This window comes from Fictibacillus norfolkensis (assembly GCF_014836645.1).
Classification (GTDB): domain Bacteria; phylum Bacillota; class Bacilli; order Bacillales; family Fictibacillaceae; genus Fictibacillus; species Fictibacillus norfolkensis.
The window spans coordinates 528,839-554,466 of record NZ_JACSQM010000001.1 but is presented as its reverse complement, the minus strand read 5'-3'; the positions used below and the strand labels follow the sequence as shown (position 1 = coordinate 554,466).

25 protein-coding genes and 1 other RNA gene are annotated in these 25,628 nt (G+C 41.6%); 23 read left to right on the top strand and 3 right to left on the bottom strand.

What is annotated here, in order from left to right; translation table 11 throughout:
* The first annotated feature begins 97 nt into the window (after positions 1-97).
* The 8 genes from rpoN (at position 98) to eno (ending at position 9,555) form a co-directional block, all read left to right on the top strand.
* Complete coding sequence (gene rpoN, locus H9648_RS02745; protein WP_191752246.1) at positions 98-1,423, top strand: RNA polymerase factor sigma-54; 1,326 nt, start codon at positions 98-100, stop codon at positions 1,421-1,423.
* A 282-nt stretch (positions 1,424-1,705) separates the two neighbouring features.
* The gene (locus H9648_RS02740; protein ID WP_191752245.1) at positions 1,706-1,951 is read left to right on the top strand and encodes a glutaredoxin family protein; all 246 of its coding nucleotides are present in this window, start codon (positions 1,706-1,708) and stop codon (positions 1,949-1,951) included.
* 282 nt (positions 1,952-2,233) lie between these two features.
* The gene (locus H9648_RS02735) at positions 2,234-3,256 is read left to right on the top strand and encodes a sugar-binding transcriptional regulator (protein WP_191752242.1); all 1,023 of its coding nucleotides are present in this window, start codon (positions 2,234-2,236) and stop codon (positions 3,254-3,256) included.
* Positions 3,257-3,337: 81 nt separating this feature from the next.
* Positions 3,338-4,345: a type I glyceraldehyde-3-phosphate dehydrogenase gene (gene gap / locus H9648_RS02730; RefSeq protein WP_066397583.1), complete on the top strand. Its 1,008-nt coding sequence runs from the start codon at positions 3,338-3,340 to the stop codon at positions 4,343-4,345.
* A gap of 128 nt (positions 4,346-4,473) precedes the next feature.
* Positions 4,474-5,658, top strand: a complete 1,185-nt coding sequence (locus H9648_RS02725; protein WP_191752240.1) for a phosphoglycerate kinase — start codon at positions 4,474-4,476, stop codon at positions 5,656-5,658.
* A gap of 221 nt (positions 5,659-5,879) precedes the next feature.
* On the top strand, positions 5,880-6,638 hold the full coding sequence (tpiA, locus tag H9648_RS02720) for a triose-phosphate isomerase (protein WP_191752238.1): 759 nt from the start codon (positions 5,880-5,882) through the stop codon (positions 6,636-6,638).
* Entirely contained in the window at positions 6,635-8,167 is a 1,533-nt protein-coding gene (gene gpmI, locus H9648_RS02715; RefSeq protein ID WP_191752236.1) for a 2,3-bisphosphoglycerate-independent phosphoglycerate mutase, read from the top strand. Before tpiA ends, gpmI begins: the two co-directional genes overlap by 4 nt.
* A gap of 95 nt (positions 8,168-8,262) precedes the next feature.
* Entirely contained in the window at positions 8,263-9,555 is a 1,293-nt protein-coding gene (eno, locus tag H9648_RS02710) for a phosphopyruvate hydratase (protein ID WP_191752234.1), read from the top strand.
* Between the two features lie 133 nt (positions 9,556-9,688).
* Here eno and H9648_RS21050 read toward each other — a convergent pair whose 3' ends face one another.
* The gene (locus H9648_RS21050; protein WP_225218726.1) at positions 9,689-9,775 is read right to left on the bottom strand and encodes a putative holin-like toxin; all 87 of its coding nucleotides are present in this window, start codon (positions 9,773-9,775) and stop codon (positions 9,689-9,691) included.
* Positions 9,776-10,204: 429 nt separating this feature from the next.
* Between H9648_RS21050 and H9648_RS02705 the strand changes: the two genes are divergently transcribed.
* The 12 genes from H9648_RS02705 (at position 10,205) to H9648_RS02650 (ending at position 20,756) form a co-directional block, all read left to right on the top strand.
* The gene (locus H9648_RS02705) at positions 10,205-10,906 is read left to right on the top strand and encodes an FHA domain-containing protein (protein WP_191752232.1); all 702 of its coding nucleotides are present in this window, start codon (positions 10,205-10,207) and stop codon (positions 10,904-10,906) included.
* 221 nt (positions 10,907-11,127) lie between these two features.
* Positions 11,128-11,382, top strand: coding sequence for a hypothetical protein (locus H9648_RS02700; RefSeq protein WP_191752230.1), 255 nt, complete (start codon positions 11,128-11,130; stop codon positions 11,380-11,382).
* Positions 11,383-11,433: 51 nt separating this feature from the next.
* On the top strand, positions 11,434-11,766 hold the full coding sequence (locus tag H9648_RS02695) for a hypothetical protein (RefSeq protein ID WP_144698119.1): 333 nt from the start codon (positions 11,434-11,436) through the stop codon (positions 11,764-11,766).
* A gap of 89 nt (positions 11,767-11,855) precedes the next feature.
* A complete protein-coding gene (gene secG, locus H9648_RS02690; RefSeq protein WP_144698121.1) occupies positions 11,856-12,095 on the top strand; it encodes a preprotein translocase subunit SecG in 240 nt (79 codons plus the stop codon).
* 143 nt (positions 12,096-12,238) lie between these two features.
* The gene (locus H9648_RS02685) at positions 12,239-12,928 is read left to right on the top strand and encodes an alpha/beta hydrolase (protein ID WP_191752228.1); all 690 of its coding nucleotides are present in this window, start codon (positions 12,239-12,241) and stop codon (positions 12,926-12,928) included.
* Between the two features lie 12 nt (positions 12,929-12,940).
* Complete coding sequence (locus H9648_RS02680; protein ID WP_191752226.1) at positions 12,941-13,687, top strand: alpha/beta hydrolase; 747 nt, start codon at positions 12,941-12,943, stop codon at positions 13,685-13,687.
* 58 nt (positions 13,688-13,745) lie between these two features.
* Entirely contained in the window at positions 13,746-16,037 is a 2,292-nt protein-coding gene (rnr, locus tag H9648_RS02675; RefSeq protein WP_191752663.1) for a ribonuclease R, read from the top strand.
* A gap of 104 nt (positions 16,038-16,141) precedes the next feature.
* On the top strand, positions 16,142-16,609 hold the full coding sequence (smpB, locus tag H9648_RS02670; protein ID WP_066239234.1) for an SsrA-binding protein SmpB: 468 nt from the start codon (positions 16,142-16,144) through the stop codon (positions 16,607-16,609).
* A 148-nt stretch (positions 16,610-16,757) separates the two neighbouring features.
* Positions 16,758-17,095, top strand: a transfer-messenger RNA (tmRNA) gene (gene ssrA, locus H9648_RS02665).
* Between the two features lie 538 nt (positions 17,096-17,633).
* A complete protein-coding gene (locus H9648_RS02660; RefSeq protein WP_191752224.1) occupies positions 17,634-18,614 on the top strand; it encodes a nuclease-related domain-containing protein in 981 nt (326 codons plus the stop codon).
* Between the two features lie 75 nt (positions 18,615-18,689).
* Positions 18,690-19,751, top strand: coding sequence for a M42 family metallopeptidase (locus tag H9648_RS02655; RefSeq protein ID WP_191752222.1), 1,062 nt, complete (start codon positions 18,690-18,692; stop codon positions 19,749-19,751).
* A 168-nt stretch (positions 19,752-19,919) separates the two neighbouring features.
* Entirely contained in the window at positions 19,920-20,756 is an 837-nt protein-coding gene (locus H9648_RS02650) for an undecaprenyl-diphosphate phosphatase (protein ID WP_191752220.1), read from the top strand.
* 183 nt (positions 20,757-20,939) lie between these two features.
* Here the strand turns inward: H9648_RS02650 and H9648_RS02645 are convergent, their stop codons facing one another.
* Together H9648_RS02645 and H9648_RS02640 are read right to left on the bottom strand one after the other, a co-directional pair.
* Entirely contained in the window at positions 20,940-21,146 is a 207-nt protein-coding gene (locus H9648_RS02645) for a CsbD family protein (RefSeq protein WP_144698135.1), read from the bottom strand.
* A gap of 17 nt (positions 21,147-21,163) precedes the next feature.
* Positions 21,164-21,694 (bottom strand): general stress protein, encoded by a 531-nt coding sequence (locus tag H9648_RS02640; protein ID WP_191752218.1) that lies wholly within the window; start codon positions 21,692-21,694, stop codon positions 21,164-21,166.
* A gap of 218 nt (positions 21,695-21,912) precedes the next feature.
* Between H9648_RS02640 and H9648_RS02635 the strand changes: the two genes are divergently transcribed.
* From H9648_RS02635 to H9648_RS02625, 3 genes are all read left to right on the top strand, one after another.
* On the top strand, positions 21,913-23,136 hold the full coding sequence (locus H9648_RS02635) for an EAL and HDOD domain-containing protein (protein WP_191752216.1): 1,224 nt from the start codon (positions 21,913-21,915) through the stop codon (positions 23,134-23,136).
* A 115-nt stretch (positions 23,137-23,251) separates the two neighbouring features.
* Positions 23,252-24,250: an LLM class flavin-dependent oxidoreductase gene (locus tag H9648_RS02630; protein WP_191752214.1), complete on the top strand. Its 999-nt coding sequence runs from the start codon at positions 23,252-23,254 to the stop codon at positions 24,248-24,250.
* Between the two features lie 109 nt (positions 24,251-24,359).
* On the top strand, positions 24,360-25,373 hold the full coding sequence (locus H9648_RS02625) for an LLM class flavin-dependent oxidoreductase (RefSeq protein ID WP_191752212.1): 1,014 nt from the start codon (positions 24,360-24,362) through the stop codon (positions 25,371-25,373).
* Positions 25,374-25,628 lie beyond the last annotated feature (255 nt).

The following is a 25,628-nucleotide window of genomic DNA, read 5'->3' as shown; positions in this document are numbered from 1 at the left end:
TCGATGAATTTGTATTTGTGTGGGGTCAGACCCCAAATTTTGTAGGATGTATAGCGCTTACATCTGTAGTATGATGAAGGAATAGGGGGGATCTAGAATGGAAATGGGTTTGTTTCAACAACAGAGCATGAATCTTGTCATGACAACTGAATTGCGCCAGGCCATCGCCATTTTACAAGTTCCCAGTTTTGAACTGACTTCATATCTTCAAGAGCAGGCGTTAGAAAACCCGCTCATTGAAATTGCAGAACCAAAGGGCATGTTCACAACATTAAAGAAAAACGTACGAAAAAATGGGGTCAATGGCCGGTCGGGTGATCATCAGCCACTCGAGCATCTAATCATAGAAAAAGAAACTCTTTTTGATTATCTATATAAGCAATCAATCCTTCTGCCGATTCAAGAGCAGGATCAAAAACTCTTTCAATACATGCTGTTAAGTGTAGACGAAAGCGGGTACCTTACTGTCTCTGCTGAGGAAACGGCAAACCGGTTTCATACCACCGTTGAAAAATGTGAGGAACTGATTGATCTTCTTCAAACGTTAGAACCTGTTGGAATCGGTGCGCGAGATTTAAGGGAATGTCTGCTGCTTCAGCTTAAAGACCAGCATCTTGAACACACGTTAAGCTACATAATCGTAGAAAAGTATCTAGATCAGCTTGCAGAGCGTAAGATGAAATGGCTCGCTACTCATCTGAATGTAACACCTCATGAAGTCGAAGAAGCAGCTGATCTTCTTCAAACACTTGATCCTCGCCCAGGCGCAGCATACGCTCCTGCAAACGATCAAGCGTATTTATATCCAGATGTCTCTGTAACAGAAGAGAACGGAAAATTTCACATTGCGGTGAACGAGCAGTACTCACCAATGTTAAAGCTAAACGAAAGCTATGGCACACTTTTAAACGGAAAGAACGCAACATCGAAGTTTTTAGATGATTCTTTCCAAAAGTTTAATTGGTTGAAAAAGGCGCTAGATCAAAGAAAAGAAACGCTGCTAAACATAACAAAAGAGATCGTCAGAATACAAGAGAAGTATTTTTTGACATTCGATCGATCAGATATGGTACCACTCACTTTAAAAGAAGTAGCAGATGAAATTGGTGTACACGAATCAACGGTAAGCCGAGCCGTCAAAAATAAAGTGCTTCAAACATCAAAAGGCGCTGTGGAGCTTAAATCCTTTTTTACAGCTAAAATCTTTACACAAGATGGGGGCAGCGTTTCGGCAACTTCCGCCAAATCGGAAATTAAGAAACTGGTAGAGAACGAAGATAAAACCAAGCCTTTATCAGACCAGATACTTGCCTCCCTCTTAGAAAAGAACAGCGGTCTCACGATATCCCGGAGGACGGTTGCGAAATACCGAGAAGAATTAAACATTCCATCATCTTCAAAACGGAAACGGTATACCTCTTAAACTCAGGTCTTTTCCTCATGGAGAAGTCCTTTTTCTTTGGAGATTGCTGCTGTTAAATCTTTTTAAATTACTTCTTTGCCTGTTGATTGGAGTGGAAGGTGTGAGACTCTCGGCTAGGACAGGCGGGCAGTCGGAAAAGTGGAAATGGCTCGTTCAGCCCCCACCAGCAAAAGTTGAATGGGCTATGAAGGCAATTTACCTTCTTGGGAGCGGAGATTAACAGCTTGCAAATACAATACGAAAATACAAAACCCCCTAATACATACCGAAGGAGCACTAAAAATGGGTGAAAAAAAAGTCATACTTTATACGAAAATACATTGTCCACTTTGTGATGAGGCACATAAACTATTACAGAAGCTGCAGCAGGAGATTTCGTTTTCTATAGAATCGATCGATATCTATCAAGATGATCTCCTTCTTGAAAAATACGGTCTGATGATTCCGGTTATTGAAGTTGACGGAAAAGAAGTTGACTATGGACTATTATCCGAAAGTAAAGTAAAGAAAGCGCTTACTAATTTTTAATAAGTAAAAGTTGTTGAAATGTAGGGAGACTATTTGATAATATAAAATTGCCAGAGAGAAATCTGACACTTTTATGACAAAAAGTGAAGGCTGGCACGTTTTAAAAGATCACTTTCAGGGTAATCTACAATAGGTAATATTGGGACTTGGGTTAAACCAAGTTATTTTCTTAAGCTAATGGGACAAAAAATGACTAACCGGGACATAAAAAGTCCAACTGGTTTATCATTAAACTTACTTAAAAGCTTGATCGTTCATCTCATTGAATCAGGAGAATGTGCAATGAAAAAACTTATAGAGATACAGAAGAAGTTGCTGCCAGATCTTCTAGAAACGATGCGAAAGCGATACAACGTATTAAATGTTGTGAGAATCCATGAACCTATTGGAAGAAGAAGTTTAGCATCAACCTTGAACCTGACAGAACGCGTACTGCGCTCAGAAGTTTCGTTTTTAAAAGATCAAGGACTTCTAAACATCCAGACTGCTGGCATGTCGCTAACAACAGAGGGGCATGATATTTTAGTAGAGCTATCTGAGATGATGAAAGAATTGTCTGGATTGCATGTTTTAGAATCGAAACTTAAGGATATGTTAAATCTGTCAGAAGTCATCGTAGTACCGGGTGACAGTGATCAAGATGTTTGGGTAAAAAATGATATGGGTAAAGCAGCAGCGGACCGATTGAAGCGTCAGCTGTCAGCAAAGAACATCATTGCTGTAACGGGTGGAACAACACTCGCTTCAGTGGCAGAGATGATGACACCTATACAAAAGGGACAACAGTTATTGTTCGTTCCTGCCCGAGGCGGACTTGGTGAGAAAGTTGAGAACCAAGCGAACACCATTTGTTCCACGATGGCTCAAAAAGCGAACGGGGAATACAGGCTGCTTCATCTGCCAGATCAGTTGAGTAAAGAAACGTATCTTTCTCTGATGGCTGAGCCTGGTGTTAAAGAAGTCATGGAGCTCATACACTCCGCTGGTATAGTGCTTCACGGGATTGGCGATGCTAAAACAATGGCAGTACGTCGAAACTCTAACCCATCGGTTCTTCAAAAGCTGGAAGAAGAAAAAGCTGTTGCAGAAGCATTCGGCTATTACTTCGATCAGCAGGGTGAAGTGGTTCACCGCGTACGCACGATCGGCTTGCAGCTAGATGAGCTGCAGAATAGTGATTTCATCATGGCGGTAGCAGGCGGATCTTCTAAATCCGATGCGATTGCAGCATTCATGAAACACGGTCCGAAAAAGGTTTTAATCACGGACGAAGGAGCTGCCCGGCAACTATTGGGTAACTCGTAAGTTCATTTCCATTTCGTTATTAAGGGGATTTCCCTTTATATAAAAAATAAATTCTCTCTTAAATCAAGGAGGTCATTTTACATGGCAACAAAAATTGGTATTAACGGTTTCGGTCGTATTGGCCGTAATGTATTCCGCGCAGCATTCAACAACCCTGAGGTAGAAGTTGTAGCTGTAAACGACTTAACAGATGCTGACACTCTTGCTTTCCTATTAAAGCATGACACAGTACACGGTAAATTCGCTGGTTCTGTTGAAGTTAAGGAAAACGCACTTATTGTAGATGGCAAAGAAATCAAAGTTTTAGCTGAGCGCGATCCGGCACAACTTGGCTGGGGAGACCTTGGTGTAGAAGTAGTTGTTGAATCAACTGGACGTTTCACTAAGCGTGCAGACGCTGCTAAACACTTAGAAGCTGGCGCTAAAAAAGTAATCATTTCTGCTCCTGCTTCTGATGAGGATATCACTGTAGTTCTTGGTGTTAACGAAGACAAGTACGATGCAGCTAGCCACGATGTTATCTCTAACGCATCTTGTACAACTAACTGTCTTGCACCATTCGCAAAAGTTCTTCATGAGAAATTTGGCGTGAAGCGCGGTATGATGACAACTGTTCACTCATACACAAACGATCAGCAAATTCTTGATCTTCCACATAAAGATCTTCGTCGTGCTCGTGCGGCAGCTGAGAACATCATTCCAACTTCAACGGGTGCTGCTAAAGCAGTTTCTCTAGTGCTTCCTGAACTTAAAGGTAAGCTAAACGGTATGGCAATGCGTGTTCCAACTCCAAACGTATCTCTAGTTGACTTAGTTGTTGAACTTGACAAAGAAGTTACTGTTGACGAAGTAAACGCAGCACTTAAAGCAGAAGCTGAAGGCAACCTTAAAGGAATCCTTGGCTACTCTGAAGAGCCGCTTGTATCTACTGACTACAATGGCGACACTCACTCTTCTACAATCGATGCTCTTTCTACGATGGTTATGGAAGGAAACATGGTTAAAGTTGTATCTTGGTACGATAATGAAACTGGATACTCAAGCCGCGTTGTAGATTTAATTGACTATATCGCTAAAAAAGGACTTTAATAGATAGAGAAGAACAATAAGGAGGGGGAGAAGTCGTTTCAAACAGGCTTCTACTCCTCTTTCCCATGTAAAACCTGGGGATTGCAATTCTTTTAAACTTTTTACTAGTCAGGAGGCTGCATGTACTTATGAACAAAAAAAGTGTTCGTGACATCGATCTAAAAGGCAAAGTCGTATTTTGCCGTGTTGATTTTAACGTACCTATGAAAGATGGGAACATTACGGATGAAACGCGTATCAACGCTGCTCTTCCAACCATCAAATACTTAACAGAGCAAGGCGCTAAAGTTCTTTTAGCAAGTCACTTGGGACGACCAAAAGGACAAGTTGTAGAAGAACTTCGTCTAACTCCAGTAGCAGAACGCTTAAGCGAGCTTCTTGGAAAAGAAGTTGTAAAAACGGATGAAGCTTACGGAGAAGAAGTTGAAAAAGCAGTCGCTAACCTAGAAGAAGGCGGCGTAATCTTACTTGAGAACGTTCGTTTTTACCCAGGAGAAGAGAAGAACGACCCAGAATTAGCACAAAAGTTTGCAGCACTCGCTGATGTGTACGTAAACGATGCTTTTGGAGCAGCTCACAGAGCACATGCTTCAACAGAAGGGATCGCGAAGCACCTTCCTGCTGTTTCAGGTTTGTTGATGGAAAAAGAACTTGAAGTACTAGGAAAAGCTCTATCAAATCCTGAACGACCTTTCACTGCTATCATCGGTGGTGCAAAAGTTAAGGATAAGATTGACGTAATCGACAATCTGCTAGACAAAGTAGACAACCTGATCATCGGCGGTGGTTTAGGGTATACATTCATTAAAGCGCTTGGCCATGATGTAGGGAAGTCTCTATTGGAAGAAGATAAGATTGAAACTGCTCGCGGTTTCATGGAAAAAGCTAAAGAAAAAGGCGTGAACTTCCTGATTGCTGAGGATGTTTTAGTAGCCGATGACTTCTCGAACGATGCTAACACGAAAGTAGTAGCGATCGATTCTATCCCATCTGATTGGGAAGGACTTGATATCGGAACAAAAACGATCGAAAAGTACGTAAAGGTTATTAAAGAATCGAAGCTTGTAATATGGAACGGACCGATGGGTGTATTTGAGATCGACGCATTCGCAAACGGTACTCGTTCAGTAGCAAACGCACTAGCAGAAGCAACTGACACGTACAGCGTTATCGGTGGTGGAGATTCAGCTGCAGCCGTTGAGAAGTTTGGTCTTGCTGATAAAATGAGCCACATCTCAACAGGTGGCGGTGCTTCCCTAGAGTTCATGGAAGGTAAAGAACTTCCAGGCGTTGTAGCTTTAAACGACCGCTAGAAAGGCATTAAAGAGGTAAAATTTTTTACCTCTTTGACAAGTTGATTGGAGCGTAGGGTGTGAGACTCCTGCGGGACAAGCGGTCAGGTGAGACACTTAGTGGCGCAAAGCGGCAAGTGGCTCACCGCCTGCCCCGCGGAAAGCGAAGCACCCGGAGCGGAAATCAACGGCTAGCAAATGTTTCATGAAGAAAGAATTTAACTCTTTAAGAGGTGAAAAGAATGCGTAAACCTATTATTGCAGGTAACTGGAAAATGAATAAGACATTAACAGAAGCACGCAGTTTTGTAGAAGAAGTGAAAGGTCTTGTACCTTCAGCTGAAACTGTAGATTCTGTAATCTGTGCTCCTGCTCTGTTCCTTGACAGCTTAGCAGACGAGTCAGAAGGTACACCGCTTGCGATTGGTGCACAAAACATGCACTTTGAAGAGAGTGGTGCGTTCACTGGTGAGATCAGCCCTGTTATGCTAAAAGATCTCAACGTTCAATATGTTATTCTTGGACATTCTGAGCGTCGTGAACTTTTTAGTGAAACGGATGAGCTTGTTAACCAAAAGACACATGCTGCATTCAAACATGGTCTGACTCCAATCGTTTGTGTGGGTGAAACGCTTGAACAGCGTGAAGCAGACAAGACGAAGGATGTTGTTAAAGAACAGACTGAAAAAGGTTTATCTGGTCTAACAGATGAGCAAATGAAACAAACGGTTATCGCATACGAGCCAGTTTGGGCGATCGGAACAGGCAAAACAGCTTCTTCTGAAGATGCGAACGAAGTATGTGCATACATCCGCAGTGTTGTAGCAGATCAATTCTCTCAAGATGTTGCAGATGCTGTTCGTATTCAATACGGCGGCAGTGTTAAGCCTGATAACATCAAAGAATTAATGGGTATGTCTGATATTGATGGCGCATTGGTTGGCGGAGCTAGCCTTGAGCCAAAATCTTACCTTCAGCTTCTGGAGGGCGTTAGCCGATGAGTAAAAAACCAGTAGCTTTAATCATCTTAGACGGTTTTGCTTGCCGTAATGAAGACAAAGGTAATGCTGTTGCACAAGCGAAAAAGCCCAACTTTGACCGCTACTGGGAAACGTATCCGCACGCTCAACTAACAGCTAGTGGGGAAGCCGTTGGACTTCCTGAAGGTCAAATGGGTAACTCAGAAGTAGGTCACTTAAACATTGGTGCAGGACGTATCGTCTACCAAAGTTTGACTCGCGTGAATCTATCGATCAAAGAAGGCGATTTTTACGAAAATCAAACGTTTATTGATGCGATGAATCATGTGAAAAAGACCGGCAAAGCCCTTCATATCTTTGGATTGCTTTCTGATGGTGGTATTCACAGCCACATCGAACACATTCTTTCACTATTAGAACTAGCTAAAAAGCAAAACGTGGAAAAGGTATATCTGCACGGATTCTTGGACGGGCGTGACGTACCACCGCAATCAGCTAAAGGCTATATTCAAAGAACAGTGGACAAGATGAATGAACTCGGTGTTGGTGAGATTGCAACTCTTTCTGGGCGCTACTATTCCATGGACCGTGATAAGCGTTGGGACCGAGTTGAAAAATCATACCGTGCTTTGGTTTATGGTGAAGGACCAGATTACAAAGATCCGTTTGAAGTTGTTGAAGATTCATACAGCAACGGCGTTCATGATGAATTCGTTCTTCCTTCTGTCTTGAAAAAAGAGAACGGAGAGCCCGTTGCGACCGTTCAAGATGGAGATGCAGTCATCTTCTGTAACTTCCGTCCTGACCGTGCGATCCAAATCTCACAAGTGTTTACGAACGAAGATTTCCGTGGATTCGACCGCGGAGAAGCGTTCCCGAAAAACCTTCACTTCGTATGTTTAACACACTTCAGTGAAACAGTTGATGGGAATGTAGCATTCAAACCTACAAACCTAGACAACACGTTGGGTGAAGTTTTATCACAACAAAACTTTAAACAGCTTCGTATTGCCGAAACTGAAAAGTACCCACACGTAACGTTCTTCTTCAGTGGAGGACGCGAAGCAGAGTTTCCAGGTGAAACGCGTATCTTAATCGACTCGCCTAAAGTGGCAACGTATGACTTAAAGCCTGAAATGAGTGCTTATGAGGTAACTGAGGCGCTTGTTGGTGAGATTGAAGCAGATAAGCACGATGCGATCATCTTAAACTTTGCCAACCCTGACATGGTAGGTCACTCAGGCATGCTTGAGCCTACGATTAAAGCGGTTGAAACAGTGGATGAGTGTTTAGGAAAAGTGGTCGATGCGATCCTTGCAAAAGGTGGAGCGGCGATCATTACAGCTGACCATGGTAATGCTGATGAAGTGATTACGATGGAAGGCAATCCAATGACAGCTCACACAACAAATCCTGTTCCTGTAATTGTTACACAAGAAGGATTAGAACTGCGTCAAGACGGAATCTTGGCCGATCTTGCACCGACGGTTTTAAACCTTTTAGGTGGAGAACAACCGAAAGAAATGACAGGTAAATCGTTAATCAAATAAGTTTGTTTGCGGGAATATGTTTTGAGACTCTTGTACATATTGCCCGAAATGCCTTATTCTCAAATTACATTTTCTTTTAAAAAGGAGAGACAAATATGTCAGCTATTATTGAAATTTATGCTCGCGAAGTTCTAGACTCTCGCGGTAACCCAACAGTTGAAGTAGAAGTTTACACTGAATCAGGTGCATTCGGACGCGCAATCGTTCCATCAGGTGCTTCTACAGGTGAATACGAAGCAGTTGAACTTCGTGATGGTGACAAAGAGCGTTACCTTGGAAAAGGTGTTATGAACGCGGTTAATAACGTAAACGAAAACATCGCTCCAGAACTTATCGGCTTTGATGTACTAGACCAAGTTGGAATCGACCAAACGTTGATCGAGCTTGATGGTACTGAAAACAAAGGCAAGTTTGGCGCTAACGCAATCCTTGGCGTTTCTATGGCTGTTGCACATGCTGCTGCTGATTTCTTAAACGTACCTCTTTACATGTACCTTGGAGGGTTCAACTCTAAAACTCTTCCAGTTCCAATGATGAACATCTTAAACGGTGGAGAGCATGCGGATAACAACGTAGACATTCAAGAATTCATGGTTATGCCTGTTGGTGCTGAAAGCTTCCCTGAAGCACTTCGCATGGGTACTGAAATCTTCCACAGCTTAAAAGCAGTGCTTAAAGAAAAAGGCTTGAACACAGCTGTAGGTGACGAAGGTGGATTCGCTCCAAACCTTGGTTCGAACGAAGAAGCTCTTCAAACAATCATGGAAGCGATTGAAAAAGCAGGTTACAAGCCAGGTGAAGAAGTTCGCCTTGCAATGGACGTTGCTGCTTCTGAATTGTTCAACAAAGAAGACGGAAAATACCACCTTTCTGGTGAAGGTGTTGTTAAGACTTCTGAAGAGATGGTTGCTTTCTACGAAGATCTTGCTAGCAAATACCCGATCGTTTCAATCGAAGACGGTCTTGACGAGAACGACTGGGATGGCTTCAAGCTATTAACAGAGCGTATCGGTGACCGCGTACAGCTTGTTGGTGACGACTTGTTCGTAACAAACACTACTAAGCTTTCTGAAGGTATCGAAAAAGGAATTGGTAACTCAATCCTTATCAAAGTTAACCAAATTGGTACGTTGACTGAAACGTTTGACGCGATCGAAATGGCTAAACGTGCTGGATACACAGCAGTTATCTCTCACCGCTCTGGTGAATCTGAAGACAGCACGATCGCTGACATCGCTGTTGCGACAAACGCTGGACAGATCAAAACAGGTGCTCCTTCTCGTACTGACCGTGTTGCGAAGTACAACCAACTTCTTCGCATCGAAGACGAGCTAGGCAACCTAGCTGTATACCCAGGAATGAACGCATTCTACAACCTTAAAAAATAATTGGGGTCTGACCCCACACAAAGACAAACTGGCCATTTTGTCTTTGTGAAAAAGACAAGCCCCCGGATCATGCACTAAAAGCGCTGATCCGGGGGCTGTCTTCATTTAAAAGGGGTTAAGCCAACTATGCTGCTTATCGAGAGCGATTGTTAGAATGAAGGATAGTAACAATGAGCATTGAGAAACTGATCATGAGCGACATCGTTTCAAAAACAGTCATTTTTGATCCCTCCAATCGTGTTACCCTTAAGATTCGTAAAAGCAGGGTTGTCCTATACCTAAAAAGAGAAAGATAGGTAATAAGGCTTGTCTTTTTTGCTTAAAGGATTTCAGGATTAATTACATAGAGTGATTTCATGGGTTTGTGAGCGATTCGAAAGTTTTATGAGCGATTCCAGAGTTTTATGAGCGATTCCAAAATTTTGTGAGCGATTCGAGAGTTTTATGAGCGATTCGAGAACTTCACGACCTTCTCAGAATCTCAATGTCACAACAACCCTTCAAGAGCGTTCCAAGTTTCTTAAATCAGCAAATATCTACCACATCTCTTAGCGAATTTCTCACAAAACCTCATAATCCTTCTATTTTTAACGAAAATCATTTAAAATGCTTATAACAAGTACTTGCTGGATGTACGGGGGAATTTTTGATGAATGATAGTTTATACATACGCATAGAAGCTGGGGATCCTTATGACACGGGAAGCCTCATGCCATTGAAACCTGAGGGAGAAGTACTTGTCTTCGGCCGTTCTTCTCAAACGAATGAAACAGATGTGTCATTTATAAGTCCATACGTTTCCCGAAAGCATGCAGAGATTTACATGCAAGACGGGGTATCTTTTATTCGTGATCTAGATTCAAAGCACGGAACGGCGCTCAATAATCAGCTTCTCGAGCCACATATGCCGAAACAGCTTCAATCTGGAGATGTGATCAGCTTGGCAAAGGGAGTTATTCTGTTAACCTACCTGAATACTGAAGCGGATCAATCAGATCTTACGATGGAGTTTACTTCACCTATTCAACCTGCAGGATCACAGATAACAAGTGGGTTGCATATCATTCCTGAACGCCGCCAAATCTCGATTGATGGTGAGCCATTATTTCTGTCAGGAAAACACACGGACCTTCTTGTATTTTTGTATCGAAAAAAGAATCAGGCAGTCAGCAGTGACGAAATAAAGATTCAAATATGGCCAGAGAGAATGGTTGCTGGTTCAAACGACATCCCTGACGTTGGTAACGATGAGATCAATGCTCTTGTTTACCGTCTTAGAAAGAAGCTCGGCCCATACGGAGATTCGATCGTTACTGTTCCTCGTTATGGATACATGCTGCAGATAAATTAAATAGGAATACTCCAAAGAGTCTGTTAGAACACAATCGTTCTGATAGACTTTTTTTATTCTAGAAAAACTCCATCAAATTTTCAGAAACTTATCATTTCCGTATGAGGAAAGAGTCATGATAAATCCATTTTAGACTAGACAAAAAGAGAGTAAATTAAATAAAAGGAAAAAACTCCTTTTTAACTTAGTTGTTTCTTTTAAATAGGTGTGGTGAAGAAAAAATGAGGGTAGAGGAAACTAGACGGGATCGAAGAGGAAGATCATATCGATTTCGATTAATCCGGGCATTTATCATTCTATTGTTTACAATTCTATATATACGAACCTATGACCTGCAGATAACAAATGGTGAGAAAGCTCGTTTGAAATCTGAGACCTATGAAGATGTTGTAATCAAAAAATCCATTTTCAATGATAACTACTACTCTTCCAAAAAAGACACACCACTAGAAACAGACATAAAACTCAACAAGTAACAGTAAAATGAAAATGGGGGATGTCCCCATTATTACGAAGAGGGGATGTTTATGATGCAACCACTTAAACAAGAATCTTCGGATGGTGCAGAAAACAAACTGGAAAAATTGAATCCGATCAGCTTTATTGGAAAAGTAAAAGAAACCAATGGCCAAGTATTTACCATCTCTCATAAAAAAACATTGATGAAAGTAAAACTGGATGCTAAGACAGAGCTGCTCGATGGAGACAAGACGCTTGATATCGCGCCAGACGAAGCCGTCCAGCCAGGAGCTACCGTTCAAGTAGTAGGGATGTTAAACAAAAGACTGAATGTAATTAGAGCGGTTCGCCTCTATATTTTTCATAAAGAATTTGATATCAACTATTCAGGAACAAATTAATGAAGGTTCTGAAAAAAGCTTTGCCTCGTCCCTTCAAGTTATGGTACATTTAGGGTAATGTAACGTGGAACGGTGGAGGTGTAACATACATGCTAACAGCAGCAAAAATCCTTCTTATTTTAGTATCAATCGCATTAATCGTTGTCGTTGTTCTTCAATCAGGTCGTTCGGCAGGATTATCAGGCGCGATTACTGGTGGAGCTGAACAGCTTTTTGGTAAACAAAAAGCACGTGGAATCGACGCATTGCTAAGTAAGTTAACGATCATTCTTGCAGTGTTGTTCTTCATTCTAACGATTTCAGTAGCATACTTTATTCCGATGAATTAAAGAACAGTCAAAAACAACAAGCGGTGAATGCCGCTTGTTGTTTTTTTAGTCTGTAGAAACGCCGCATAACCTTTAATAGAGTGGTTGTGATATGATTTGATACGAGGATAAAAGGGTAACCTATAGACAAAAAAGGTGGTAGCATGATCGGGTGTCTTTGTTTGCATGGGTTCACAGGCGGACCTTATGAGATCGAGCCAATTACAGAATATCTTGAGAAGCATACGGACTGGTTGTTATCTGTGCCCACTTATCCTGGTCACGGAACTGAGCTCTCATTAAGAGGTAGAACACATACAGAATGGCTTCAAGAAGCTGAAAGTGCCTATTTGGAGCTACGAGAAAAAGTTGAACAGATCTATATCGTCGGCTTTTCGATGGGTGGCATGATCGCGGGGTACCTCGCTTCAAAGTACGGGTGCGACAAATTGATTCTGTTGAACGCAAGTGCCTACTATCTTAACCCCGCACAGATGATTAAAGATATTGCCAATATGATGGTCTCTGGGCTGAACGGTCAACTAAGAGATCATGAATTATATAAAAGGTATCGAAAAAAGTTCCTTGATACACCTTTCAGTGCAACGAGAGAGTTTCAGAAGCTTGTGAGGATGATCAAACCTGAATTCTCACAAGTCTCTGCACCAACTCTAATCGTTCAAGGAGAATGTGATGGCCTTGTTCCGAGAAGAAGTGCAGAATATCTGTACAAAGCGATAGCAGCATCTAACAAACGTCTTTGTTATTTTAAAGAATCTAAGCACATGATCTGTCATGATGTAGAGAAAGATGAATTAATTCAAGAAGTTTATCAATTTTTAATGAATGAATAGGAGAGAGACAACATGAAAATCGCAGCACCAAAACCGTTTTTCTTTGAAGGTGGAAAGCGGGCAGTCTTAATGCTTCATGGGTTCACGGGCAGTTCAGCGGATGTACGAATGATGGGGAGATTTCTGCAGAAGAAGGGCTATACATGTCACGCCCCTCAGTATAAAGGGCATGCCGTTCCCCCTGAAGAACTAGTACACACAGGACCTAAAGACTGGTGGGAAGATGTGATTGGCGGCTACAATCATCTAAAAGAAAGAGGCTACGACGAGATTGCTGTTTGCGGTCTTTCGTTAGGTGGCGTATTCTCTTTAAAACTTGCTACAGAACATCCTGTAAAAGCAGTTATTCCGATGTGCGCACCCATGTCTATCAAGAGTGAAGAAGTGATGTATAAAGGGGTTTGTGCGTACGCTGAAGAATATAAAAAGCGTGAACAGAAATCAGCAGAACAGATTCAAGAAGAGATGGAAGAATTCAAAAAAACACCGATGAACACGTTAAAAGCTCTTCAAGAACTTATTCAAAGTGTAAGAAATTCAGTGGATCTCGTATACGCACCTACGTTTGTTGTGCAGGCTAGAAATGATGAAATGATAAACACGGATTCTGCAAATATTATCTATGATGAAGTAGAAGGTGAAAAGAAAGATTTAAAATGGTATGAAAACTCATCACACGTTATTACATTAGACAAGGAAAAAGAACAGCTGCATGAAGATGTTTATGCTTTCTTAGAAGACCTTGATTGGTCAGAATAGAACCTTTTTTCCTTAAAAAGGAGGTCAGTTTTTGGATAAACTGCAAATACTCCAGATCATGAAAGAGTCGGAAAAACCGATGACAGTAACAGAGATTGAAGAAGCTCTTCAACTTCCTGACGCTGAAGCTTTCAAGAAACTGGTTTTAACACTTAATGAATTAGAAGATGAAGGTTCTATCGTTCGAACACGTACGAACCGTTATGGATTACCTGAAAAGATGAGCCTGATCAAAGGTCGTGTTCAAGGTCACGCAAAAGGTTTTGCGTTCCTTATTCCAGAAGACTCTGAACAAAAAGATGTGTATATCTCACAATCTGATATGAATGGTGCAATGAGTGGAGACACGGTGCTCGTGCGCCTCAACCAAACATCTTCAGGATCACGTCCTGAAGGCACGATCATTCGTATTTTGGAACGAGGCGTTACAGAGGTAGTCGGAACGTTCCAGGAGAGCCGTAAATTTGGTTTTGTTGTGGCTGATGATAAACGGATCCCGAATGACATCTTTATCCCTGCAGACGGCGTTAACGGAGCTGTAGAAGGACATAAGGTTCTTGTGAAGATCACAAAATACCCTGAAGGCAAAAACAGTGCCGAAGGAGAGATTATTCATATCATCGGACATAAGAACGATCCAGGTGTAGATATTATCTCGGTTATTTTCAAACATGGACTGCCAAGAGAGTTTCCTGTTGAAGCACTCGAGCAAGCACATAACACACCAGATGAGATCGATCCGAAAGATATTGAAGGACGTCGCGATCTTCGAAAAGAAACCATCGTAACGATTGATGGAGCAGACGCAAAAGACTTGGATGATGCGGTTCATGTGATCAAGCTGCCGAATGGCCATTATAAGCTTGGCGTACATATCGCAGATGTTACGCATTATGTAACTGAAGATTCTCCAATTGATAAAGAAGCGCAAGAACGTGGTACGAGTGTGTACTTAGTCGATCGTGTTATCCCGATGATCCCACATCGTCTTTCAAATGGAATCTGTTCATTGAACCCGAAAGTTGATCGCTTAACGATCTCATGTGAGATGGAGATCAACCATGATGGAGAAGTCATCAAACATGAAATCTTCCCAAGTGTGATCAAAACAACAGAGCGAATGACGTATACAGATGTTCGTAAAATTTTGCAGGATGAAGACGAAGCGGTTAACAAGAAATACGAGTCACTCATCCCTTTCTTTAAGTTAATGGGAGAGCTTGCTGAAGTTCTGCGCAAAAAGCGTTTTGCACGCGGTGCGATTGACTTCGATTTTTCTGAAGCAAAAGTACTTGTTGATGAAAACAGCGATCCGCAAGACGTTGTTCTTCGCGAGAGATCAGTTGCAGAAAAACTGATCGAAGAATTCATGCTTTGTGCGAACGAGACTGTAGCTCAGCATTTTCATGACCTCGAGCTTCCGTTTATGTACCGAATCCATGAAGACCCTGATGAGGGCAAATTAGAGCGTTTCTTAGAGTTTATCGGCATGTTTGGTTATGCATTAAAAGGAACCGCGAGCGATATTCACCCGCGCAGCCTTCAACAGCTTTTGGAGACCGTAAAAGGCGAGCCAGAGGAAATGGTGATCAGCAAAATCATGCTTCGATCTATGAAGCAAGCGAAGTACGATCATATGTCACTGGGTCACTACGGATTGGCAACGGAGTTTTATACTCATTTCACATCACCGATCCGTCGTTACCCAGACTTAATCGTACATCGCCTCATCCGGACGTATCTGTTTAAAAAAGACACAGGACCAAAAACAGTCAGTCATTGGAAAGCAGAACTTCCTGGGATCGCTAAGCATTCATCCGCGATGGAACGCCGTGCTGTTGATGCGGAACGCGAAACAGATGAGCTGAAAAAATCACAGTTCATGCTCGATAAGATAGGCGAAGAGTTTGACGGCGTGATCAGCTCTGTAACAAACTTTGGATTGTTCGTTGAACTTCCAAACACGATTGAGGGACTCGTACACGTTAGTTATTTAACCGATGATTACTACCGATTCGATGAGAAGTTTATGGCGATGATCGGTGAGCGAACAGGTAACGTATTCCGAATCGGTGATGAGATTTCCATTCGAGTTGCGAACGTGAATGTAGATGACCGCGCGATCGATTTCGAGATTGTCGGTATGAAAGGAACACCTCGTAAACGCTTTAAAGATCGCCAGAAAGTGATCGATATTGGAGATACACCAAAACGCGGACGAGGAAGAAGAAGCAAGAACCGCACAAGTGAATCAGAGCGTTCAAGCGGCCCTCAAGATTCAAAGAAAGGGAAGAAGAAGCCTTTCTATAAACCAGTTGCGAAGAAAAAGGGCAAGAAAAAGAAGAAATAAGAAGGCATGTTGGTCAAGGTTCATCCTCGGTGGTGAACCTTGACGTTATTTGACCATATTGCTATAATTAAACTTCACTTGCTGTGGGGAGGATTGAGTTTTACATGCCAAAAGGAGAAGGGAAAGTAGTCGCACAGAATAAGAAAGCGCGGCACGATTACCACGTCGAAGAAACATTTGAAGCAGGAATTGTCCTTCAGGGCACGGAGATCAAATCCATTCGCGCAGGCAGGGCAAATTTAAAAGATTCCTTCGCACGTGTGCAAAATGGCGAGTTGTTTCTACACAACATGCACATCAGCACGTATGAGCAAGGAAACCGTTACAACCATGATCCACTTCGTACGCGTAAGCTGCTTTTACACCGCAAAGAGATCAACAAGCTGTTAGGTGCAACTAAAGAACAAGGATACTCTATCGTTCCTTTGAAGATGTACCTGAAGAATGGTTTTGCGAAGCTTTTGATCGGACTTGCTAAAGGGAAAAAGCATTACGACAAGCGTGACGATTTAAAGAAGAAGGATGCGAAGCGAGAGATCGAACGTGCATTCCGAGATCGCCAAAAAGCTTAATTGGTTCCTTTTACAGGATGTTACAATTGAGACGATGAAGCAAAAATGTTATACTGAGTACACAAGTGAATAGAAGCGATTAAGCTTTTATCTCTTTCCGAGGTTCGGCAGAATTAAGTTTCTGCTTACCATTTTATAATGGGGACGTTACGGATTCGACAGGGGTAGTTTGAGCTTAAGTTGCGAGTCGAGGGGGTCGGCCTCGTTAAAACGCCACAGCCAATAACTGGCAAACAAAACAACAACTTAGCTTTAGCTGCGTAATAGCACTTTAGCTGTTCCTCCCTCCATCGCCCATGTGGTAGGGTAAGGGACTCACTCTTAGTGGGCTACGCCGGTTGTCCTCCGCCTGAGGACGATGGAAGAGAATAATCAGGCTAGCGGTCCAGGCGCCTGTCGGCTGGCAGACGGATCCGCGAAACGCGAATAAACCGACTACACTCGTAGAAGCTTAAGTGCCAATATCTTTGGACGTGGGTTCGATTAATAAATTAGTCGCCTTGTGTGGTAACACATAAGTGATAATTCGGCTTTATCGGTGAAACCTAACCAACATTTATCGTTGCAAGGCAATGCCGAGCGGTATGTGGAGCAATCCAACAGCCGTGTATCGACTTATAGGCTGCCATTCTGGTAGTACTAAGATACGAAATTCTGCTTGGTTTCAAGTAAATTTATGTTTCGTATAATACGCCGAAGGACCTGGAATCTTCAGGTTCAAGATATAGTCAGTGCCATGACGAAAGCATGGAATAACATGTCCCACCGTCTCCACCATACATAGGTGGATAACAGGACTCACCATCAGGGTGAGTCCTTTTTTGTATGCTGAATTTATGCAAATGTCGATATAATTTGATTTTCGCCGATATATTTAAATTCTTGCCGATATAATTCGAAAGTTGCTGATAAATTGCTCATTCTCGCCGATATAACAAAAAAGTTGCTGATATCTATTTCCTAACAGGATTTTGCGTCCATACAAAAGAATTATTAACAATATAATCATGAAAGGAGTTAGACTTTGATCATTAAAAAACGAACAAAGCCAATTAAATTATACAAGTTTGAGGCACTATTTAGACGACTTGATCTTGAGCATCCAAAAAGACAAATTGCTTCTGAAATATATGCAAAAGGTTTGGCTGGATATCGTGGTGAGCGTTCATTAGATTTTCCCCTAAGTTTTTTACCAGAACAGAAGTACCATATCTTTCATGACCTTCGTCTTTATGATGGTTCACATTACTTCCAGATTGATTGCCTACTGTTATCCTCAAATCTCATAATTATCATCGAAGTGAAGAACATAACTGGAACACTTATTTTTGATTCAACATTTAACCAGTTGATCAGGATCAATGATAATAAGGATGAAAGAGCGTTCAGCAGTCCAATCATTCAAGTACATAGACATGTAGAGCAACTTCAAAAATGGCTTGCCTTTCATAAATTTCCTTCTATTCCAATCGAGCCGCTTGTAATCATCGGAAATAATAAATCAGTAATCAAGTCTGCTGAAAAAGAAAGGTCTAAAACCCTCTCCCAATTTGTATTACCCTACTATGTTTTGCCTGATAAAATAAAGGAACTTGAGGTCAAACACACCACTTATCTCCTTACAAAGGAAGCTCAACATAACCTTTCCGTACAACTTCAATTACAACATCATCCCCTAAAATTCAATATTCTTCAGCATTTCCTAATCTCAGAGAGTGATTTGATAAAAGGAATACAGTGCACGAACTGTAAATTCTTTAGTATGCACAGAACGTTTGGAACTTGGGCTTGTGCTAGATGTATGTCAACTTCTAAAGACGCTCATATACAAGCCTTACATGACTATTACTTGTTAATAGGAAACACAATAAATAATCGGCAAATGAATGACTTCCTCCATATCAACTCACCTCATATCACGAAACACCTTTTAAACGCACTATGTTCTACAACGATTGGAACCAATAAAGGTCGAAAATACGTGTTAAACTTCGATTTTGAATAATTTCACTCTCTTTATGAAAAAAACGTATTCAAACGGTATATTTTCCCCATCCTATAAAATAGGAAGGTGAAAAATATGGACTTATTAAAAGAGTTAACCGAAACGAATGGTGCTCCTGGTTTTGAAAAAGCGATTAGAGAGATCATGAAACGCGAGATAAGCAAAACAGGTGCTACGCTAATGAACGACCACATCGGCAGTGTATTCGGTGAAAAACACGGATCTACGAATGATGGTCCTAAAATACTTCTTGCCGGCCACATGGACGAAGTCGGTTTCATGGTCAGTGAGGTCACAGAACAAGGTTATCTGCGCTTTGTTCCATTAGGAGGCTGGTGGTCACAAGTTCTTCTCGCACAACGTGTACACGTGCAGACGAAAAGTAAAACGTTTACTGGCGTCGTTGGATCAAAAGCGCCTCATATCTTAACGCCGGAAGAACGAAACCGGGTTTATCCTATGAAAGAGATGTTTATTGATATTGGTGCCAAAGATAAAGAGCAAGTGAAGGAGTGGGGGATTAGGGTAGGAGATCCGATTCTTCCGATATGTCCATTCGAACTGATGCCTGACGGTGATACGATCCTTGCTAAAGCACTCGACAATCGAGCAGGCTGTTATACGGCGCTTCAGGTTCTGGAGCAACTTCAAAACGTCACTCATCCGAACACTGTCTATTGTGGGGCGACTGTTCAAGAAGAAGTAGGACTCAGGGGAGCGATTACGGCACCTGCGATCATGGAGCCAGATGTCGCGATCGCACTCGATGTAGGAGTTGCAGAAGATGGTCCTGGTGGGAATGCGAACAAAGCGAAGCTCGGAAAAGGGCCGCTTATTACATTCCTTGACTCATCCATGATTCCGCACACCGGTTTTCGTGATTTAATTATCGAGGTTGCAGAGAAACATAACATCCCTTACCAAGTAGACGTGATGCTTGGCGGAGGAACGGATGCGGGTAAGTTTCATCTTTTCAAAAAGGGAATTCCAAGTCTTGTAGTTGGAGTGGCAGCTCGCTACATTCATAGTCACACATCCATGATCAGTAAAAGCGACCTAGAAAATAGCACAAAGCTGCTAGTAGAGCTTGTAAAGGTTTTAGATAAAGAAAAACTCCATTCGCTTTTGGATTACTAAAAACTACCTCAAAAAACCTCGTTGGATTTTATTCCGACGGGGTTTCTCACTTTATCGCAATATGTTACAGTGTTATAAAAAGTTTTACATCATTCTTTGCTAATCATCGAAAAACGTCTATTATATAGAGATGAGAGTATAAGTTGTTAAAGGAGATCAGTAATTTTTATGGACATCCTATTGTTATTAAAAGCCCTTATTCTAGGGATCGTTGAAGGTTTGACGGAGTTTGCTCCTGTATCATCTACAGGACATATGATCCTTGTCGATGATATGTGGTTAAAATCACAAGACTTTTTAGGTAAATATCCTGCAAACACATTTAAAGTAGTGATTCAGCTCGGTTCGATCTTAGCCGTAGTGGTTGTTTTCAGACAGCGATTCATCGATATGCTTGGACTTAGCAGAAACAAAGCAACAAATGAAATTACGGGCAGCCGTTTAAAATTAACGCAAGTTATCGTAGGACTTTTGCCGGCAGGTGTTCTTGGGTTGTTGTTCGAAGATTATATCGACGAGTACCTTTTCACGACAAACACAGTGCTTATTGGACTCGCGATTGGTGCAGTTCTTATGATATTTGCCGATCGATTTGCTGCTAAAAATCAAAACCCTGTAATTGATACAGTGGATAAGATTACGTACAAGCAAGCTTTCTCGATCGGATTGATTCAGTGTTTATCACTCTGGCCAGGATTTTCACGATCTGGTGCTACGATTTCAGGTGGTGTTCTTTTAGGACTCAGTCACCGTGCAGCAGCTGACTTTACATTCATTATGGCTGTTCCGATCATGGCAGGTGCGAGTGGTATCTCCCTATTAAAGAATCTAGAATATTTTAGTATGGACGCTATGCCGTTCTTTGTGGTTGGATTCATCAGTGCGTTTGTATTCGCCATGTTATCGATTCGCTTCTTCTTAAACGTTATTGAAAAAGTTAAGCTAACGCCATTTGCGATCTATCGCTTAGTGCTAGTAGCTGTAATCGTTTTTGTTATCATGTAATTAAAAGGCTGTTTTCGTAAATTTTGATGCTTTTAGAGTAGTTGATTTCCGTTTCAGGAGTCTCGCACCTTCCACTCCAATCAACTGTGAAAGAAGCAAGGATTTAAAAGCAACAATCTTTTGAAAAGAGCGAATTTAAAAGAACCCCCACTAAATATTGATTTAGTGGGGGTTCTACTATTTTTAATATTGCTCCATTCTGCTATACCAATCGTCGTATTCACGTTCAGCTTCTTCACGTTTTCTTCCGTGTCTTTCTTGGATCTTTCCAATCATCTTTTCACGGTCACCCTGTGCTTGATCGTAATCATCATCTGTCAGGTTGCCCCATTGTTTCTTCGCTTCACCTTTAAACTGTTTCCATTTGCCTTCCATTGTATCGTTTTTCATATTGAATCATCCTCCTATTAATATTTGTTGGAATATGAATCTTCATAACGATGTGCATTTGTGGAACGGTACGTACGGAATGTATCATTAACTTGTCTATGTCGGCTTACTTCATTCGTGTCGACGAGAACGAGAATGTCCCCAGCTTCCACTGATTGTTCGTATTCTTTTGCTTCATTTTCAGGAATTCCTAATCCTACAAGAGCTCCGACAATTCCACCTGCTCCAGCTCCTACAGCTGCTCCACCAAGTGCTGCAGCAATGGGTCCCGCTGCTACGATCGGTCCGATTCCTGGAATAGCAAGTGCACCTGCACCTAATAATAGCCCGCCAAGTCCTCCAAGAATGCCACCTGTAGCCATTCCTGCGGCAGCCCCTTCAGGTGCTTTTGAGCCGGTTTCTTCTTGAATGTGTTTAACTTCTTTTTTGTCTTTTGCGATCACTGAGATTTCATTGTCACCATAACCTTCTTCTCTTAGTTCTTTAATGGCATCGATCGCATCATCTTCTGAACGGAAAACGCCAACTACTTTACCATGAGTATCCATCGATTTCCTCCTTTTGTAGAAGATTAGTACGTAATTTGTGTTCCCACTGCCGGTTAAGATGAAACATGATACTGCAGGTTCGACAAAAGTATACATAAAAAATTCAACGTAGTATTTGGAAGTATCAACACCAAAACACGTATTGTGCTCCTTTACAATTTATGGTTTGATGTCTATATAAAGGAAAAAATGATTATTGAATGTGAATGGGGATTGAAATGGATATTTTTATTGGCAGACAACCGATCCTAGACAAAGATGAGAAAGTTGTTGCTTATGAACTTTTATCTAGAAATAGTGAGAACAATAGATATGATGGATTGGATCATGATAGTGCAACGATCGATGTTATGGTGAACAGTTTTGCTGGAATCGGGATCAAAGAAGTCGGAGAACGCAAGAAATGTTTTATCAACTTTACGGAGAATCTGTTGTTAAATCGGATTCCAACGTATATTTCACCTCAATATATCGTCGTCGAGATCTTAGAGGATGTCCGTTTAACGGACGAAGTTCTTGAGGTCTGTAAAGAGTTGAAGAATAAAGGATATATTATTGCACTCGATGATGTATCGGTAAACCGCAACTTGAATAGAGTGCTTCCTTATATTGATATTATTAAAGTAGATTATTTGTTAATGGACGTCCAAGAAATGAAGATCATGATAGAAACGTACCGTGAGCAGATTACATTTCTAGCAGAAAAGATTGAAACGCGTGAGCAATTTGATGAAGCTAAAGAGCTTGGATTTGAGTACTTTCAAGGCTATTTCTTTAGCAGACCTGTCATATTGCAAGGAAAGGATATCGCTCCTATTCCAACGAACTATCTTTTGCTATTAGAAAAGTTGAACGGTTCAGACCCAGACATTCATGAGATCAGCAGCTTGATCCAACGAGATCTCTCACTTTCTTATAAGCTTTTAAAAGTGATGAATTCTGGTACTTACTTTTTTAAAAGTAAGATTACAACGATTAAACAAGCTGTTGTCTTAGTCGGACTATATGAGATCAAAAAGCTCGTCATGATCTTGATGATGTCGAGCTTGAAGAGAATTGATAATGGATTAGAAATCGTAAAGATGAGTCTTACGCGCGCATGCTTTTTTGAACGCATCGCCAAATACGTAGATGTCTCCAAAAATCATCTCTACATGTTCGGAATGTTTTCTCTTATCGACACTTTGCTCAGCAAAGACATGAAAGATGTGATCGCGGATCTCCCGATAACGAACGAACTGGCTGAAGCTCTTTTAGGCAACAAGGATTCCTATAATCTTGCATTAAATATTGTACAAGGTTTAGAGAGAGGTTCATGGCTGGAAATTCAGTCGATATGCAGCACGATGAATTTGACAGAAGCTGAACTCTATACGCATTACCGAGCAAGTACATTATCTGCTGATCAATTTGTAAAGGCGGATACAGAAGTGAAAGTCTAGCATTGTTAGGAGACAAGAACCTCAAATTGGGGTTCTTTTTATTTTGATAATCCCCAAGAAAGTAAAGAATGAGACTTTGGAGTAAAATACAAACATGTAAAGGAGGAGGTATGCGATGAAATTAAGCATACTCGATCAATCACCAATCTCATCCGGTAAACGTGCACAAGAGGCTCTTCAAGCTTCTATGCAACTGGCCGTAGAGGGAGAAAAGCTTGGCTATACACGTTATTGGATCGCGGAACATCATAACTTTAGCGGCTTATCTTGTTCAGCACCAGAAGTGATGCTGAGCTATATTGGAGCAAACACAAATAAGATACGTCTCGGCGCAGGAGCTGTGCTTTTACCGCATTATAAACCATATAGAGTTGCGGAAACGTATAACATGCTTGCTACACTTTTTCCAGATAGAATTGATCTTGGTATCGGTCGTGCTCCTGGAGGATCTGCAGAAGCGTCGATCGCTCTTTCGGGCAATTATCTGGAGAATGTTCGAAAAGTTCCTGAATTGACTAAACAACTGCTGCATTTTCTGCGTAACGATTTTCAACATGACGATATGTTTTCTAAAATACAGCCTTATCCAGTCCCTGATATTTCACCCGTTCCATGGATTCTTGGAACAAGCCAAAAGAGTGCGGATCTAGCTTCTGAATATGGAACAGCTTATGCGTTCGGTCATTTTATGAGTGAAAAATTAGGACCCGAGATTGTAGCCTCTTATCAAAAAACGTTCATACCTAGTGCCTCATTAAAAAAAGCGAATACGATTGTTGCTGTGTCTGTGATTTGTGCAGAGACAACAGAACAGGCTGAGGAACTCGCATTACCAGGCATTCTTTGGAGAAAACAGAATGCTTCTGGCGAAGGAAACGGCGTTCCAACCATAGAAGAAGCTCACCGTTCTTTTTCCATAGAAGAACGGAAACAATTCATATATGAAGCGAAAAGAAAAATGATTATCGGCAACCCACAAGAGGTAAAGAAAGAACTATATAGACTTCAAGAAACGTATAAAGCTGATGAAATGATGATTGTGACGATTACTCACTCTTATGAGGACCGAATAAAGTCATACGAATTAATAGCTAACCATGTCCTATCCACATAAGAGAATAAGCAGTATTTTTTATTTAAGTAAGCAAACTTGATATACTAGTATCGAATTATTAAAATATAGTAGCTAATTTTTTGTTGCTTTAAATAAGGAGGACGTTACGATGTCCAATAAAAAAAGTTTGAGTGATGTAAAATGGTCAGTTCTTGACCTTGCACCGGTCATTGAAGGCGGAACGGTAACTGAATCGTTTCAAAATACGTTAGATCTCGCTCAGCATGCTGAAAAATGGGGATACAACCGTTATTGGCTAGCTGAACATCATAACATGCCTGGGATCGCTAGCTCTGCTACTTCGGTCGTGATCGGACATGTGGCGGGTGGTACATCTAAAATTCGGGTCGGTTCTGGTGGCATCATGCTTCCTAACCACGCACCGCTCGTGATTGCTGAACAATTTGGTACACTTGATGCTCTGTATCCAGGTAGAATCGACCTTGGACTCGGCCGAGCACCAGGAACGGATCAGGTAACAGCACAAGCACTTCGGCGTGATCTCGGCAATATGGGTGATGATTTTCCGTATCAGTTAGATGAGCTGCGTACTTATCTGGATCCAGAACGAGCAGACTCGCCGATGAAAGTTAGAGCGGTTCCTGGAGAAGGACAAGATATTCCAATTTGGCTCTTAGGTTCAAGCGGATTTAGTGCACGGTTGGCAGGCAGAGAAGGACTGCCGTTTGCATTTGCGAGTCATTTCTCGCCAGACAACACGATTCCTGCTCTAGAGTTATACCGCAATACGTTCACCCCATCAGAAGTACTTGAGCAACCGTATGCGATGGTTGGAGCGAACGTGGTAATCGCAGATACAGATGAAGAAGCAGCACGAATCGCTACATCTCTTCAGCAGCAGTTCGTCAACTTAGTGCGTGGAAACCCAACTAAGTTGAAACCACCTGTTGAGAGCATGGACGGCATCTGGAGCCCGTATGAAAAAGCGGCACTCGATCAGCAGTTACGCACATCCTTTATCGGTAGTCCTGAAACAGTTAAAGCTAAGCTGCAAGCTTTCTTAGATGAAACACAGGCAGATGAAATCATCGTAAATGGCCAGATTTATGACCATGCAGCAAGATTGCGTTCATTCCAGTTGTTATCTGAGATCGTAAAATAGAATGAGTGGTGATCAGCGTACTCCTGAGGGGAGTGCGCTTTTTTGTTGGGGTATTTGAGTTACGGAGTTGTCGAAGATTGTAGACTCGCGGGTAACTTTTGGATTGAGAAGCAAAACTCGTGGATAAAATCGCAGAACTCGTGGATAAAACTGCAAAACTTTTGGATTAAGAGAGAAAACTGAATGATTGAGACATTCTAATACCTAGCTGGGTATATGTCGCTTGCAAATTTGAACCGTACAGAATGTGGCTCA